15 protein-coding genes are annotated in these 12764 nt (G+C 70.9%); 7 read left to right on the plus strand and 8 right to left on the minus strand.

The features are described 5' to 3' along the window. Positions 1-17: 17 nt before the first annotated feature. Complete coding sequence (locus ACFQVD_RS18720) at positions 18-518, minus strand: MarR family transcriptional regulator (RefSeq protein WP_343964609.1); 501 nt, start codon at positions 516-518, stop codon at positions 18-20. A gap of 94 nt (positions 519-612) precedes the next feature. Between ACFQVD_RS18720 and ACFQVD_RS18725 the strand changes: the two genes are divergently transcribed. Beyond that, positions 613-1527 (plus strand): nitroreductase/quinone reductase family protein, encoded by a 915-nt coding sequence (locus tag ACFQVD_RS18725; RefSeq protein WP_364155168.1) that lies wholly within the window; start codon positions 613-615, stop codon positions 1525-1527. Between the two features lie 21 nt (positions 1528-1548). Here the strand turns inward: ACFQVD_RS18725 and ACFQVD_RS18730 are convergent, their stop codons facing one another. The 4 genes from ACFQVD_RS18730 to ACFQVD_RS18745 form a co-directional block, all read right to left on the minus strand. Beyond that, positions 1549-1680, minus strand: a complete 132-nt coding sequence (locus tag ACFQVD_RS18730; RefSeq protein ID WP_343964603.1) for a hypothetical protein — start codon at positions 1678-1680, stop codon at positions 1549-1551. Positions 1681-1827: 147 nt separating this feature from the next. After that, positions 1828-2502 carry an ArsR/SmtB family transcription factor gene (locus tag ACFQVD_RS18735; protein WP_343964601.1) on the minus strand — a complete coding sequence of 225 codons (675 nt, stop codon included), beginning with the start codon at positions 2500-2502 and terminating at the stop codon, positions 1828-1830. A 5-nt stretch (positions 2503-2507) separates the two neighbouring features. After that, a complete protein-coding gene (locus ACFQVD_RS18740; RefSeq protein WP_343964599.1) occupies positions 2508-3002 on the minus strand; it encodes a cupin domain-containing protein in 495 nt (164 codons plus the stop codon). A 98-nt stretch (positions 3003-3100) separates the two neighbouring features. Continuing rightward, positions 3101-3223 carry a hypothetical protein gene (locus tag ACFQVD_RS18745; RefSeq protein ID WP_343964598.1) on the minus strand — a complete coding sequence of 41 codons (123 nt, stop codon included), beginning with the start codon at positions 3221-3223 and terminating at the stop codon, positions 3101-3103. 593 nt (positions 3224-3816) lie between these two features. Here ACFQVD_RS18745 and iscB point away from each other — a divergent pair. Both iscB and ACFQVD_RS18755 read left to right on the plus strand, forming a co-directional pair. After that, positions 3817-5172, plus strand: coding sequence for an RNA-guided endonuclease IscB (iscB, locus tag ACFQVD_RS18750; RefSeq protein ID WP_343964597.1), 1356 nt, complete (start codon positions 3817-3819; stop codon positions 5170-5172). Then, positions 5172-5771, plus strand: coding sequence for a DUF1349 domain-containing protein (locus tag ACFQVD_RS18755; protein WP_343964595.1), 600 nt, complete (start codon positions 5172-5174; stop codon positions 5769-5771). Before iscB ends, ACFQVD_RS18755 begins: the two co-directional genes overlap by 1 nt. Positions 5772-5792: 21 nt before the next feature. Here ACFQVD_RS18755 and ACFQVD_RS18760 read toward each other — a convergent pair whose 3' ends face one another. From ACFQVD_RS18760 to ACFQVD_RS18770, 3 genes are all read right to left on the minus strand, one after another. Continuing rightward, positions 5793-7010 carry an acyltransferase family protein gene (locus ACFQVD_RS18760; RefSeq protein WP_343964593.1) on the minus strand — a complete coding sequence of 406 codons (1218 nt, stop codon included), beginning with the start codon at positions 7008-7010 and terminating at the stop codon, positions 5793-5795. Between the two features lie 157 nt (positions 7011-7167). Further along, a complete protein-coding gene (locus ACFQVD_RS18765) occupies positions 7168-8262 on the minus strand; it encodes a GH12 family glycosyl hydrolase domain-containing protein (RefSeq protein WP_343964591.1) in 1095 nt (364 codons plus the stop codon). A gap of 180 nt (positions 8263-8442) precedes the next feature. Then, positions 8443-9405 (minus strand): nucleoside hydrolase, encoded by a 963-nt coding sequence (locus ACFQVD_RS18770; protein ID WP_343964589.1) that lies wholly within the window; start codon positions 9403-9405, stop codon positions 8443-8445. Between the two features lie 104 nt (positions 9406-9509). Between ACFQVD_RS18770 and ACFQVD_RS18775 the strand changes: the two genes are divergently transcribed. Genes ACFQVD_RS18775 through ACFQVD_RS18790 form a run of 4 tightly spaced genes read left to right on the plus strand, consistent with a single transcriptional unit; the run spans position 9510 to position 12566 of the window. Further along, entirely contained in the window at positions 9510-10037 is a 528-nt protein-coding gene (locus tag ACFQVD_RS18775; protein WP_343964587.1) for an RNA polymerase sigma factor, read from the plus strand. Then, positions 10034-10837 carry a zf-HC2 domain-containing protein gene (locus ACFQVD_RS18780; RefSeq protein WP_343964584.1) on the plus strand — a complete coding sequence of 268 codons (804 nt, stop codon included), beginning with the start codon at positions 10034-10036 and terminating at the stop codon, positions 10835-10837. The genes ACFQVD_RS18775 and ACFQVD_RS18780 overlap by 4 nt, the downstream gene beginning before the upstream one ends. Next, the gene (locus tag ACFQVD_RS18785) at positions 10834-11673 is read left to right on the plus strand and encodes an ABC transporter ATP-binding protein (protein ID WP_343964581.1); all 840 of its coding nucleotides are present in this window, start codon (positions 10834-10836) and stop codon (positions 11671-11673) included. Before ACFQVD_RS18780 ends, ACFQVD_RS18785 begins: the two co-directional genes overlap by 4 nt. Beyond that, the gene (locus ACFQVD_RS18790) at positions 11670-12566 is read left to right on the plus strand and encodes a hypothetical protein (protein WP_343964579.1); all 897 of its coding nucleotides are present in this window, start codon (positions 11670-11672) and stop codon (positions 12564-12566) included. Before ACFQVD_RS18785 ends, ACFQVD_RS18790 begins: the two co-directional genes overlap by 4 nt. Positions 12567-12764: the final 198 nt, after the last annotated feature.

Consider the following 12764-nt stretch of genomic DNA (forward strand, 5'->3'; position numbering starts at 1 on the left):
CCGCCGCGCGACGTGCCTCAGGGGCGTCCGCCGTCCCCGAGGTCCTGCTCCCCGGTGATTCCACGCTCGTACGCCGCCAGCGTGTCGACGAACATCCGCCGCTGGTCCGCCGTCAGCGGTTCGAGCGCCCTGCGCCAGGCGGTGGCCCCCCGCCCCAGCCAGCCGTCGATCGCGGGCCGGTGCGCGTCGGCGATGCTCACGATCTTCCGGCGCCGGTCGTTCTCGTCCTCGCGCCGCTCCAGGATGCCCTTGCGGCTCAGCTCTCCGACCATCAGGCTCACCGTCGCCGGCGCCACCTCCAGCCGGGCCGCCAGCTCGTTCACGCCCAGCGATCCGTCGAACAGCAGGTAGGCGAGGAGCGACAGATGCCGGGGGGCGAGCGAGAAGGACTGGAGCTCCTCGGGAATCCGGATCCGCTTCACCCGCCCGACCATCCGCGGCATCAGCAGCAGCAGCGTCCGGATCGTGTCGTCGACGCCCAGCCCGGATCCGTCCGTCTCCCGATCATCGGTTGACATCCGCCACCCCACTCAATAGCTTTCATATAAAAGTAGTTTTGCTATCAAAGCAAAATCGCTTCCCTCGCTGATGCTACCGAAGAGGTGCTCCCCCATGGCAGAACAGCAACCCACACCGGCGGAGTTCAATCGGCTCGTCATCGACGAGTTCCGCGCGAACGGCGGCCGGGTGGGCGGAATGTTCGAGGGCGCCCCGCTCGTCCTGCTGACCACGACCGGTGCCCGGAGCGGCCGCCCCCACACCAACCCCGCGGTGTACCTGCGCGACGGCGACCGGGTCCTGGTCTTCGCCTCCAACGCCGGCCTGCCGAAGAACCCCGGCTGGTACCACAACCTGGTGGCCGACCCCCGGGTCATGGTCACCATCGGCACCGCCGACGGCGGCACCGAGACGTACGCCGCCGAGGCGGTGCCGCTCGAAGGCGACGAACGCGACCGCCTCTACGCGGTCCAGGCCGAACTCGACCCGGCGTTCGCCGCCTACCAGGCGGGCACCACCCGGGTCATCCCGGTGATAGCCCTGCACCGCCTGAACCTCGCGGCCGACCCGGCGCGCAACCGGGCGATCGGCGAACACCTGAGAACCGTCCACGACCGGCTCCGCCGGGAACTCGCCTCGGTCCGCCGCGACGTCGACGCTTTCCTCGCCGGGCATGCGGAGCCGTACGCCGCCGGGACGCCGGCACCCCGGCTGGGCGAGGAACTGGCCCGGCACTGCCTGACCTTCTGCGGCGCACTCCATGCGCACCACACCAACGAGAACGGCGCGTTCACCGTTTTCGAAAAGGAGTTTCCCGAGCTCGCCCCGGCACTCGACCGGCTCCGCCGGGAACACCACCTGGTGGCGCAGGCCCTGACGGATCTCCAGGCACTGCTCGCCGACCTCACCTCCGGCACCGCTACGGCCGACGCGGACCGGCTCCGGGCGGAGCTGGAGCGGCTGGCCCGCGATCTGGAGGAGCACTTCGCCTACGAGGAACGACACCTCCTTCCCGCACTGGGAGCGTAAGGCCCCCGGCCCGGCCGCGTGTCAGAACCCGATGAGCGAGGGCGTCGGATCGGACGCTCCAGCGTGGAAGACCCTGCTGAGCACGGTCCGTAACCGCGACGGCGTGGGCGTCCGGCGGTCGATGAGTCCGCGGATCTCCTCCCAGGCGGTCATAGGCCGGCCTCTTCGCGGCGGGTGATCCGAGGGAACCCGCCGGGCGCGGCGGCCTTCGTCCCGGCAGTCGACAGAGCAGCCTGCTGCTGCGAACCGAACATGCCGGGAACGGCAGTGATCCACTCCGACGATTCGGCCGCGGGCCCGTTACGGGGCCGCGGCGGAACCGGTCCGCAGCCCTCTCCCCGCGCGCCGCCAGTGGGCGAGCCCGCCGGCCAGCGGGCGCGCCGAGAAGCCGTGGTCGCGGAGCAGGCGCACGGCCTGCGGGGAGACCACGCAGTAGGGGCCGCCGCAGTAGGCCACGATCTCGATGTCCCTGGGCAGCTCGTCGAGCCGGTCCCGCAGCTCGGCCAGCGGAACCGACACCGCCCCCGGCACGTGGCCGCGGGCGTGGTCGGCGGCCGGACGGACGTCGACGATCACGATGCCGGGGTCGTCGAGACGCGCGGCGAGCTCGTCGGCGGTCACCGCCTCCAGGACCGCGACCTCGCCGAGGTGCTCGGACACCGCCTCCCGCAGATCGGCGAGCCTTTCCGCGGCGAAGTCCTGCAGCTCGCCCAGGAAGCGCGAGACCCGCTCGTCGGCCAGTCGGTAGTAGACCCGGGTACCCGCCCTGCGGCTCGTCACCAGGTGGGCCGCGCGGAGCTGCTGCAGCTGGGCCGAGGTGTTCTTCAGCGGGATGTCCGCCTCCTCGGACAGCTGCTCGACGGTGTGCTCCCCCTGGTCGAGCACGTCAAGCAGCCTCAGCCGTACCGGACTGGCCAGCGTCCTGCCGATCCGGGCCAGCTGCCGGTAGATCGGTTCCTCGGGAAACTCCGCCATGGCCGTCAGACCATGTACTGGTCGTGCCGGAGATAGACGTCCGTCCACTCCGCGTCGCTGAGCCGGCGCCCGTCGGCCGCGATCTCGGCGAGCTCCTCGAAGTAGCCCTCGCGGGGTGCTCCCGGCGCGAAGAGCAACAGCATCGAGGCCGGTTCGCCGGACTCGTTGCGGAAGGCGTGCACCCCGCCCTCCGGGACGTACAGGAAGTCTCCCGCCGTCGCGTCGGTCCAGGTCTTCCCGTTGAACAGCCGCACGGTCCCGGAGAGCACGAAGAAGGACTCGGAGATCGTCCGGTGGAAGTGCGGGTCCGGGCCGGACGGCTTCGCGCCCATGTCCCAGCGGTACAGACCGAACTGCCCGTTCGTCGAGGCGCCGGTGCCCAGGTAGCGCACCTCCGTCCCGCCTTCGCCTATCACCAGGTCCGGTCCCGCACTCGCCGGCCGGAAGAACCCGCTGCTCTCGCCCGTCTCGCCCAGGTAACGAGGCTCCGGATATGACATCGTGCCCTCCTGCAGGCCCGTTGTAGCCAATATTCCAAAGAACTATAGAACACGGGAAAGCGCAGGGGCACTCCTGCCGCGACATCCACGGTGAACGGTCAGCGGAGCAGGATGTTGAGCAGGACCGTCAGCAGGACGGAGAGCAGCACGGAGACAAGGATCATGGTCAGGCACCCGGCCCAGCCGCCCAGGACCCTGATCTCCGTATTTCCGATGCGCATGCCCTCCTGCTACCCGGCGACGAGCGGGGAAACCCGGTCCCTCTTCTCCCGGCCGATGCTCGCCGGTGAACGCGAGGAGTGGACAAGGTGCTTTCATGTGCCCTTACGGGAGCGGTACCATCGGGCACGCCAAGGATGATCCACAAGCTGCTCGGAAGTCAGGCGTCACCTGCCGGACGCGGATCGCACTCGACGTCCGGTGAGCCTCCGGTTACGAGTCCGCCCCGTACGAGAAGGAGAATCCCGTCAACGACCCCCTCCTGAAGGAGGGGGCTTGAGGTGCAGCGATGCGCTTTGAAGCCCCGCGTTGACCAGCCCTGGCCATCAGCTCAAGGAGGTGCATTTTGATGGCCACGTTGAACACAAGATCGCAGACCGACCTTGGGGTGCTTCCTCAGCCCCAGGCTCTCGAATCCGTGGGAGCAGACACGCCCGAGGGTGGGCACGAAACGGCTCACGGACACCGCCGCCAGGCGGTACCTGGTGTTCGACCTGGGCGAGGGGAGATCGAACCGACCGGCACCCGGTCCGTTCGGCGTCACCCCGAGGACGCTTCGGCGCCGGAGGGAGCGAACCGTGAGGTTCACCCGGTCGTGTTCGTCCTGGACCGCCGCGGCCACCCGCTCGACCCCTGCCATCCCGCCCGTGCCCGTCGCCTGCTGGCGGCCGGGCGGGCGGTGGTGGTGCGCCACACCCCGTTCGTCATCCGTCTCAAGGACCGCGACGCGGCGGCCTCGGCCATCGAAGGCGTGCAGGTCGGCATCGACCCCGGCTCCAGGCACACCGGCCTGGCGGTGTTCACCGGCCATGAGGGGAGCCGGGCCGGACGGTATGCGATCCAGCTCGACCACCGAGGCGCGCTGATCCGCGACAGGCTCACCTCGCGGGCCGCACTGCGCCGGGGCCGCCGTTCCCGGAACCTGCGCCACCGCGCTCCCCGGTTCCTCAACCGCACCAAACCGACAGGGTGGCTCGCGCCGTCGCTTCGCCACCGCGTCGAGACCACCATGTCGTGGGTGGCGCGGCTGACCCGGTGGGCGCCCGTGACCGCCGTCCACGTGGAGAAGGTCTCCTTCGACACCCACGCCCTGTCGGCCGGGCGGCCGCTCGAAGGAGCGGAGTACCAGCTGGGCACCCTGGCCGGGTACGAGGCCCGCGAATACCTGCTGGCCAAGTGGGGGCGCACCTGCGCGTACTGCGGTGTGAGCGGCGTACCGCTCAACCTCGACCACATCCACCCCCGCAGCCGGGGCGGCTCTGAGCGGATCAGCAACCTCACCCTGGCCTGCATCGGCTGTAACCAGGCCAAGAACGCCACCCCCGTGCAGGAGTTCCTCAAGGACAGACCCGCCCTCCTGACGAGGATCCTCCGGCAGGCGAAGGCTCCGCTGCGCGACGCCGCCGCCGTCAATGCCACCCGCTGGGCACTGTGGCAGGCACTGAAGGCCACCGGCCTGCCCGTTCACACCGCTTCCGGCGGGCGCACCAAATGGAACCGCTCCCGCACCGGCGCCGCCAAGTCCCACACCTTGGACGCGCTACACGTCGGCGACCTCGACACCGTGACCACCTGGCCGTCCACCGTGCTCGTGCTCAAGGCGACCGGGCGCGGCGCCTACGCCCGCACCCGCACCGACCGCTACGGTTTCCCTCGGCTGCGACTGCCCCGGACCAAGCAGGTCAAGGGGTTCGCCACCGGCGACCTGGTCCGCGCGACCGTCCCGACCGGCAAGAAGGCCGGAGTTCACACCGGGCGGGTCGCGGTCCGCAGCACCGGCAGTTTCAACATCACCACCCGGTACGGCACCGTGCAGGGCATCGGCCACCGCCACGTCCGCCTGCTCCAACGAGCCGACGGCTACGGCTACACCACCCACCCAGAAACGCGGCAAGGTGCCGCGTTTCCTCCCCCGCCTGAAGGCGGAGGTCTCCACGCTGGAGGTACCTGATGAACCGGCCGGTCGTTCTGCCCGCCTTCCCCGCTCCGCTGCGCTGGTTGAACCAGCCGGTCGGATGGAACGTCGACGGGGACGACGCGCTGGCCATCGAGGCGGGCCCGAACACCGACCTGTTCACCGACCCCGGCGGCCCCGACCGCTTCGCCAACGCCCCCGCCCTGGTCGGGCGGCTGGACGGGGACTTCACGCTGAGCGCCCGGATCAGGGTCGACCTGCTGAGCACCTACGACGCCGGGGTCCTGGTGCTGCACGGCGACGAGCGCACCTGGGCGAAGTTCTGCCTGGAGATGTCCCCGCAGGGCAGACCCACGATCGTCTCCGTGGTGACCCGCGGGGTGTCCGACGACTGCAACTCCTTCACCGCCGAGGGCGACGACCTGCGGCTGCGGATCTCCCGGATCGGCTCCGCCTTCGCCTTCCACGTCTCCACCGGCACCGGCTTCTGGCATCTCACCAGGTACTTCGCGCTCGACGGAGACCCCGAGGTCGGCTTCCTCGCCCAGTCGCCGACCGGCCAGGGCTGCACCGTCCGCTTCGAGGACATCCGCTACTCGGCGAAACGCCTCTCCGACCTGCGCAACGGCGAATGAGCCCGGCCGGGTGAACGGCGCCTATCCACGCATCCCGAACAGGAACCGGGTCACCCGCGTGCGGCGCACCAGCAGGTCGTACGCGGCCACGGTCAGGACGAGCGAGGCCGCGACGATCACGAGGTACTTGACCACGATCGGCGCCTCCCAGCGGACCACCCCGTAGGCGACCCCCACGACGATCGGCTGGTGCAGGACGTACAGCGGCAACGCGGCGGTGGCCAGATAGCCGTACAGCCGCCGGCCCCGGCCGTCCGGCGTGTCCCGCGCGGCGGCCGGTGCCCCGCGACGACGGTCGAGAAGTCCCAGGATCGCGACCAGCCAGCACCACCCCGCCATGCCGTACAGGGTGCGGACACCGATCGAGAGAGCGGTCATGTCCGTGAAGGGGTCGCCTCCGGGAGCGTTGCCCGCGATCAGGAACCCCGGCATGCCGATCATGAACAGGGTCAGACCGAGTACTCCGGCCGTCACCGCGTCCCGGCGCATCGCCGCCCGGAACCGCTCGTCGGCGGCGAGCACGAATCCGTACAGGAAGAACAGCAGGTAGGCCCAGCGGTTCCAGCCGGCGTACGCCTCCTCCAGGCCCAGCAGCGCGCTGACCATCGCGATCGGGACGCCGGCCGGCAGCACCGCGCCGCGCCGCCGGACCGTCGTGGCCAGCCGGTCGCGGATCCGGCGGCCGAGGTCGCGGGGAAACCAGCGGACCAGCGCTGCCAGCGACAGCGCGAACGCGAGCAACATCACCACGAACCACAGGTGCCCGGCCTCGAAGTGCTCGCCCTGTACGACGAAGGGAAACTCCGCCAGGTCCAGGCGCACGTCGAAGAAGCGCGGCAGGAACCGCAGGTACGACTCGTGGTACGCGGGGTCGGCCCGCAGCCGCAGCCACTGCGGCACCGGGATGATGGTGAGCGTCGCGAACACCAGCGGCACGCCGAGCCGCAGCAGCCGCTCCGCGGCGAACCCCGCCGGATCGCGCCGGCGCAGCGAGTGCCACGAGCCGAGACCGGCGATGAGAAAGAGCATCGGCATCGCCCACACCACGCCGAGACCGGCGGCGATCGTGGTCGCCTCGGTGGTCTCGGCGTTCTTCACGTAGTAGTCGTCGCGGGTGTCGAACACCAGCGCCGAGTGGAAGAACACCAGCCCGACCACCACCAGGGTGCGGATCGCGTCCAGCTCCGGCCGCCGCCCCGGTCGCGCGGCCTCGAATGGTTCGATGGGTGCCGTCGTCATCCCGCCTCCGCCGCTGTGCGCATCGGGACCAGTCTCTTGCCTGTCCTCTGTTCGCGCTACCGGGCCGTGGGCCGAAGAAGCGGGTGAATCCACTTCGGGGGCGACGGCCATCGGACGGTCCGGGGCACGGCCAGGGTGGGCCGCGCCCCGGACCCGGTCAGGAGGCGACGCAGGTGTAGCCCGAGGGCCACTGCGGGACGCCGGGTGGGCGGACGGCCTGGAAGCCGAAGCTCACACTGGCGCCGGGTGCGAGGGAGCCGTTGTAGCTCAGGTTGCGAGCGGTGACGGTCTGCCCGCTGGTGGTGACGGTGGCGCCCCAGGAGCCGATGAGGCTGTGCCCGGCCGGCAGGGTGACGGTGACGGTCCAGCCGCTGATCGTGGAGGGACCGGTGTTGGTCACGCTGATCGGATCGACCGCATAGATGTTGTTCCCCCCGTACGACAGGGTGCCGGTGGCCGAGCAGCTTCCACCGCCGATGATGCCGTAGGAGAAGTTGTTCACCGCCAGGCCGGTCTGGCCGACCCACGGCTGGAAGCCCGCCTGGACGCTGGTGAGGTACCAGGACCGCTGAACGTGGCCACGGTTGACCGCGTCGTCGACGAAGGTACGGACGGTGAAGTCGATCGACGTGGTCGCCAGGGTGCGGACGTAGGAGATCACGTTCCAGCCGACGTTGCCGTACCAGACCTCCCAGCTCGCCCCGGCGAGGCTGACCGTGCCCACTCGGGAGCCGATCGGCTGGATCGGCCCCACCCGGTTGAGCCAGACCATGATCTCCGCACCGGTGTTCTGCCCGTCCGTCCGGGGAGCCGGGTCGAGCCAGATGTCATAGGACGCGTTGTACACGCCGCCGCTCGGATACGTCATGTGCACGCTGGTCTGGATGCCGTTGAACCGGCCGTCGCTGATCCGCATGGGCAGACCGCTGCCGGAGGTGCACTGGGCGCGGTGGCAGCCGGCGAAGATCGAGGGGTAGGAGCCCGGTGCGCCGTCGGTCGGCCTGTCGTGGCTCGCCTCCGTCACCGAGAAGCCGAGGCCCGTGACGTTGACGCACTGCCTGGTGTCGTCGCCCCAGTTGTTGTTCTGGACGTGGTACTTCCCGCCCTGGATGGTGGTGGCGCCGTACTGCTCGCAGATCGTCGTGTCGGCGTGCGCCGGAGCGGCGACCGCCCCGGCCGTGAGGACCAGGCCGAGGGCGGCCAGGACCGCCATGACGGCCCGCCGCACTCCACGTTCTCTCGTTCGCCTCATGCTGGCACCGCTTTCGGTCGCGGATTAATGTGGGAGCGCTCCCATAATTCGCACCATAGAGCGGTTCCTCCCCCGCGCAAGCGCACTCGGGCCCGCCGCCCCGGCCCCACGGGGCTACCAGGCCCGATCGACTCCGGCATGTTCCCGGCCATCTGAAAGTTCCACTCCGACCGGTGGAGGTCAGGGTTCGAGCCCTCGGCTCGGCGACCCGGCCGAGCCGATCCGCGTGACGTAGAGGTCCCAGAACCGGTCCGGGTCCACCTCCAGCACGGTGCGGCCGTCGGTGTCCGAGACGATCTCGGGGCGGAGGAAGGCCGCCGCGGCCACGGCGTCCCAGACGAACGCCCGGTGTCCCGGGTCACCGGCGAAGAGCGGTCCCTGAATCTCCTTGAAGAGCTTCCTGACCGGGCTCTCCGGGCCCGTGACCACCCGCTCGTAGGTCTTCCCGTCCAGGGTGAGCCGCTGCGCCGCCTCCAGCGTGACGACCAGCTCGCGTTTGAACGGAGCGGCGAAGACGACCCGGGACGCCTCGGGGTCGAACCAGCGGTTGAACTCCTCGCCCTCCGTGTCGGCCCCCAGATAGACGATCTCCTTGACCAGGGGGACCATCTCGGGGTGCTCCCGTACGGCGCGCGCCAGGTTGGTGGCCGGGCCGAGCGCGAAGACGGTCACCTCGCCGGGGTGGCGTCCCACCTGGTCGGCGATGAAGTCCGAGGCGCTGCCCGCCGCGGGCCGGGTCGTCGCGTAGCCGCCGTGCGGCGGGGTGGCCAGCGCGCGGTGGGAGGCCGGCCGCGGCCGGTCCAGGGCCCCGTCGTAGTCCTCCCTCGGCGCCGGCACGTTGGTCTCGCCGGTCACCACGGGGATGTCGGTCCTGCCGATGAGCTCCAGCTGGCGCAGCGCGTACGCGGTGCCCTCCTCCGGCCAGGTGTTGCCGCCCACGGTCGTGACCCCGAGCACCTCCACCCCTTCGGCGGCGGCCAGCAGGAACATGGCCTGCGCGTCGTCGTTCAGCTCGCCCATGTCCGCGTCGATGATGATCTTCCCGGTGCCCGGAGGACCGTCGAGCGGCACTCCCCGCGAACACGACGTCGCAGCGCACACCATGGACAGCGCCACCAGCGAGACCAGTATTTTCCTTCTCATGCCTCACCTGTCGGGCTCGACACCGCATTCGGTTCGTTCCACGCCATGAACCGCTGAGGCGATCGGATGCGACAGAGAGGCATGACACCGTTGAAAGGGCTCCCATGAGCGAGCACGAGAGCTGGACGGACGCTCGACTGCTCGAGGCCGTCACCGACGGGGACCGCCGGGCCCTTGAGGTCCTTTACGCCCGGCACGCACCCTGGCTCGTCATCCGGCTCACCCGCCGGTGCGCCGACCCGGCGCTGGTGGACGAGGCGGTCCAGGACACCTTCGTGGCCGTCTGGCGTACGGCGCGCACCTGGAAGGGCAAGGGAGAGGTCGCGGCCTGGATCTGGGGCATCGGTATCCGCCGCCTGCTGGACCAGCTCCGCCGCCGCCCGGCGGTGCCACTGCCCGCCTACGAACAGGTCATGGTCTCGGCCGAGGAGCAGGTGCTGCTCGGCATCGAGTACGGCGAGCTCGGCCAGGCGATGGGCCGGCTCTCCCCGGAACTGCGCGCGGTGGTCCAGGCCACGGTGCTGGACGGGCTGACCACCCGGGAGGCCGGTCGGCTGCTCGGCATCCCCGCCGGGACCGTCAAGACCCGGATGATGCGAGCGAAGGCACTGTTGAGGGAGGAGCTGGTATGAGCACCTGGCACATGGACGACGGCCTGGCCGTCAGGTACGCCGACGGGGAACTGAACCCGACCCTGGCCGCCTCGGTCGAGGCCCACCTGCTGGCCTGCGATCAATGCCGGAGCCTGCTCGCGCCCCGGGTACCGCGCTCCCGGCTGGACCGGGTCTGGGCGGAGGTGGCCGACGCGGTGGACACGCCCGCGCCGGGACCGTTCGAACGGCTGCTGCGGGCGATCGGCGTCCACGACCACACGGCCCGGCTGCTGGGCGCCACCCACTCGCTGCGCCTGCCGTGGATCGCGGCCAGCACCGTGGCGCTCCTGTTCGCCGCGCTGGCCTCGGGGGAGACGACCCGGTGGGGGCTGCTCTCCTATCTCACGCTGGCCCCGATCCTGCCGGTCGCCGGAGTCGCCGTGGCCTTCGGCCGGGACGGCGATCCGGCCCACGAGATCGGCCTGGCGGCTCCGTACTCGATGTTCCGGCTGATGCTGATGCGCGCCGCCGCGGTGCTGACGTCCTCGTCGGCGCTGGCCTTGGTGATGGGCCTCGGTCTGCTGGGCGACGACTGGACCGTGGCCGCGTGGCTGCTGCCCTCGCTCGCATTGACCTCGCTGACCCTCGTCCTTTCCAGCCGGTTCGACCCGCGCCACTGCGGGGCGGCCGTGGCCGCGACCTGGCTGCTCGTGGTCGTCGCCACGAACCTCCGCGAGCCGAGCCTGGCGATGTTCGGCGGCGCCGGCCAGGCGGGCTACCTGGCCATCACCTTCGTATCCGGCGTTCTGCTCATCGCGCGCCGCAGGGAGTTCTCATGATCGAGGCAGCGGGTCTGGTGAAGACCTACGGTCGCGGCCGGGCCCTGGACGGGCTCACCTTCACCGCGGGAAAGGGGGTGACCGGCCTGCTGGGGCCGAACGGCGCGGGTAAGACCACGCTGATCAGGATGCTGGCGACCGTGCTCGCACCGGACGAGGGCGAGCTGAGACTGCTCGGCCGGGACCCGGCCGGGGACCGGCTGGAGATCCGGCGGCGGCTGGGATACCTGCCGCAGGAGCCGGGCTACCAGCGGGGGTTCACCGTCTTCGAGTTCGTCGACTACGTGGCGATCCTGAAGGAGATGGTGGAGCGGCGGGCCCGGCACGACGAGGTGCGCCGGGTGATCGAGGAGGTCGGGCTGACCTCCGTGAGCGGGAAGCGGATCCGGACGCTGTCCGGCGGCATGCGGCGGCGGCTGGGCATCGCGCAGACCCTGCTCGGCGACCCCGAGCTGATCCTGCTGGACGAGCCGACCGTCGGCCTGGACCCCGAGCAGCGGCTCCGGTTCCGCGAGCTGATCTCGCACATCGGGCAGGACCGGGCCGTCGTGCTCTCCACCCACCAGACCGAGGACGTCGCCGCCCTCTGCAACCGGGTGGTCGTGCTCAAGGCGGGACGGTGCGAGTTCGAGGGCACGCCCGAGGAGATCCGGGCACTGGCCGAGGGCCGGGTCTGGTTCTCCGCGGAGAAGTCGGGAGTGCTCTCCTGGCGCACCGGTGACGGGCTGTTCCGCAACATCGGGCCCGCTCCGGAGGGTGCCCGCCTGGCCGAGCCGACCGTGGAGGACGGCTACCTGCTGCTGCTCGGCGGCACGGCCGCGGAGGCGGCGGCATGACGTACGACCACGGCGCCCTGTCCCGGGCGGCGGACACCGGGCCGGTTACGGAGACCCTGACCGGCGGCCCGGTCTCCGGAGGCACTGCGATGGCCGTGCTGTCGCGGCTCGCGGAGCGGTGGCCCGCGACCACGCGTCACGCGGTGCCCGCGCTGGCCTACACCGAGCTCCGGCTGCTGCTCCGCCACCCGCTCACCCTGCTCGGGCCCGCGCTGATGACGGCGGTGCTCTTCAGCCACACCTGGGAGTGGCCGCAGGACTCCTTCAGGGTGATCACCGCTCAGATGGTGATGGAGTGGGGCGTACCTGCGTTCTTCGCCGCGAACCTCATCGGCACCGCGGCACGCAGGGCGGGCACGGACGAGTTGCTGTCCACCACACCGGTCGACCGCGCGCACCGTACGGCCGCCGCCTGCCTGGCCGCCCTCGGGCCGTTCGTGCTGGCCGGCCTGTTCCAGGCGGTGCTGCTGGGCCTCTGCCTGATGTTCCAGGTGGATCTGGGACGTACCCCCACGGTGTGGGAGATGGCCGCCGGGCCGCTGTGCGTGCTCGGAGCCACGCTGCTGGGGACGGCGACCGCCCGCTGGGCGCCCTACCGGGGCGTGCCGTTCGCGGTCATGTTCGTGCTGGTCGGTTTCAACTACGTCGTCTATCAGAGCTCCGAGCGCTTCCTCGGCTTCCTGGTGGAGTTCGTGCTGTGGACCTCCCCCATGTGGACGTTCCAGGAGGCCTCGGGGTCGGCGTTCTGGCACGCGGTCTACCTGCTGGCGCTGAGCCTGGGAGCGGGAGCGCTGGCGATGCTGCGCGACTCGGCCCGGCGCGGGCTCTGGCTGGGGGCCGGCGCGGCGCTGGTCCTGGCCGCGGTGCTCTCCGGCGTCTGGCAACTGCCGTGACCGCCGTCATCGAACCGGGGGACACGCTGGCGGCCGTGGTGGCCGGCGTCCGCGAGGAGGAGTGCCGTCGCCTGTGCCGGGATCCGCACGACGGGCTCGGCCACGCGCTGACCGACATGGCGATGGCGATCAACATGGCCAGGATCAGCCTGCGCACCGCCCCATCGGCCCGGCCTCGGGCGGCGGCACGGTCGTGGA

This window comes from Streptosporangium amethystogenes subsp. fukuiense (genome assembly GCF_042665875.1).
GTDB classification, from domain to species: domain Bacteria; phylum Actinomycetota; class Actinomycetes; order Streptosporangiales; family Streptosporangiaceae; genus Streptosporangium; species Streptosporangium fukuiense.

What these genes read in the sequence shown, in the direction of transcription:
- ACFQVD_RS18755 (WP_343964595.1), top strand. Translation starts at nt 5,172, where the DNA reads ATGAACCGGCCGGTCGTTCTGCCCGCCTTCCCCGCTCCGCTGCGCTGG.
- ACFQVD_RS18730 (WP_343964603.1), bottom strand. Translation starts at nt 1,680, where the DNA reads ATGACCGCCTGGGAGGAGATCCGCGGACTCATCGACCGCCGGACGCCC.
- ACFQVD_RS18745 (WP_343964598.1), bottom strand. Translation starts at nt 3,223, where the DNA reads ATGCGCATCGGAAATACGGAGATCAGGGTCCTGGGCGGCTGGGCCGGG.
- ACFQVD_RS18770 (WP_343964589.1), bottom strand. Translation starts at nt 9,405, where the DNA reads ATGAGAAGGAAAATACTGGTCTCGCTGGTGGCGCTGTCCATGGTGTGC.
- ACFQVD_RS18720 (WP_343964609.1), bottom strand. Translation starts at nt 518, where the DNA reads ATGTCAACCGATGATCGGGAGACGGACGGATCCGGGCTGGGCGTCGAC.
- ACFQVD_RS18760 (WP_343964593.1), bottom strand. Translation starts at nt 7,010, where the DNA reads ATGACGACGGCACCCATCGAACCATTCGAGGCCGCGCGACCGGGGCGG.
- ACFQVD_RS18765 (WP_343964591.1), bottom strand. Translation starts at nt 8,262, where the DNA reads ATGAGGCGAACGAGAGAACGTGGAGTGCGGCGGGCCGTCATGGCGGTC.
- ACFQVD_RS18790 (WP_343964579.1), top strand. Translation starts at nt 11,670, where the DNA reads ATGACGTACGACCACGGCGCCCTGTCCCGGGCGGCGGACACCGGGCCG.
- ACFQVD_RS18735 (WP_343964601.1), bottom strand. Translation starts at nt 2,502, where the DNA reads ATGGCGGAGTTTCCCGAGGAACCGATCTACCGGCAGCTGGCCCGGATC.
- ACFQVD_RS18740 (WP_343964599.1), bottom strand. Translation starts at nt 3,002, where the DNA reads ATGTCATATCCGGAGCCTCGTTACCTGGGCGAGACGGGCGAGAGCAGC.
- ACFQVD_RS18775 (WP_343964587.1), top strand. Translation starts at nt 9,510, where the DNA reads ATGAGCGAGCACGAGAGCTGGACGGACGCTCGACTGCTCGAGGCCGTC.
- ACFQVD_RS18725 (WP_364155168.1), top strand. Translation starts at nt 613, where the DNA reads ATGGCAGAACAGCAACCCACACCGGCGGAGTTCAATCGGCTCGTCATC.
- ACFQVD_RS18785 (WP_343964581.1), top strand. Translation starts at nt 10,834, where the DNA reads ATGATCGAGGCAGCGGGTCTGGTGAAGACCTACGGTCGCGGCCGGGCC.
- ACFQVD_RS18780 (WP_343964584.1), top strand. Translation starts at nt 10,034, where the DNA reads ATGAGCACCTGGCACATGGACGACGGCCTGGCCGTCAGGTACGCCGAC.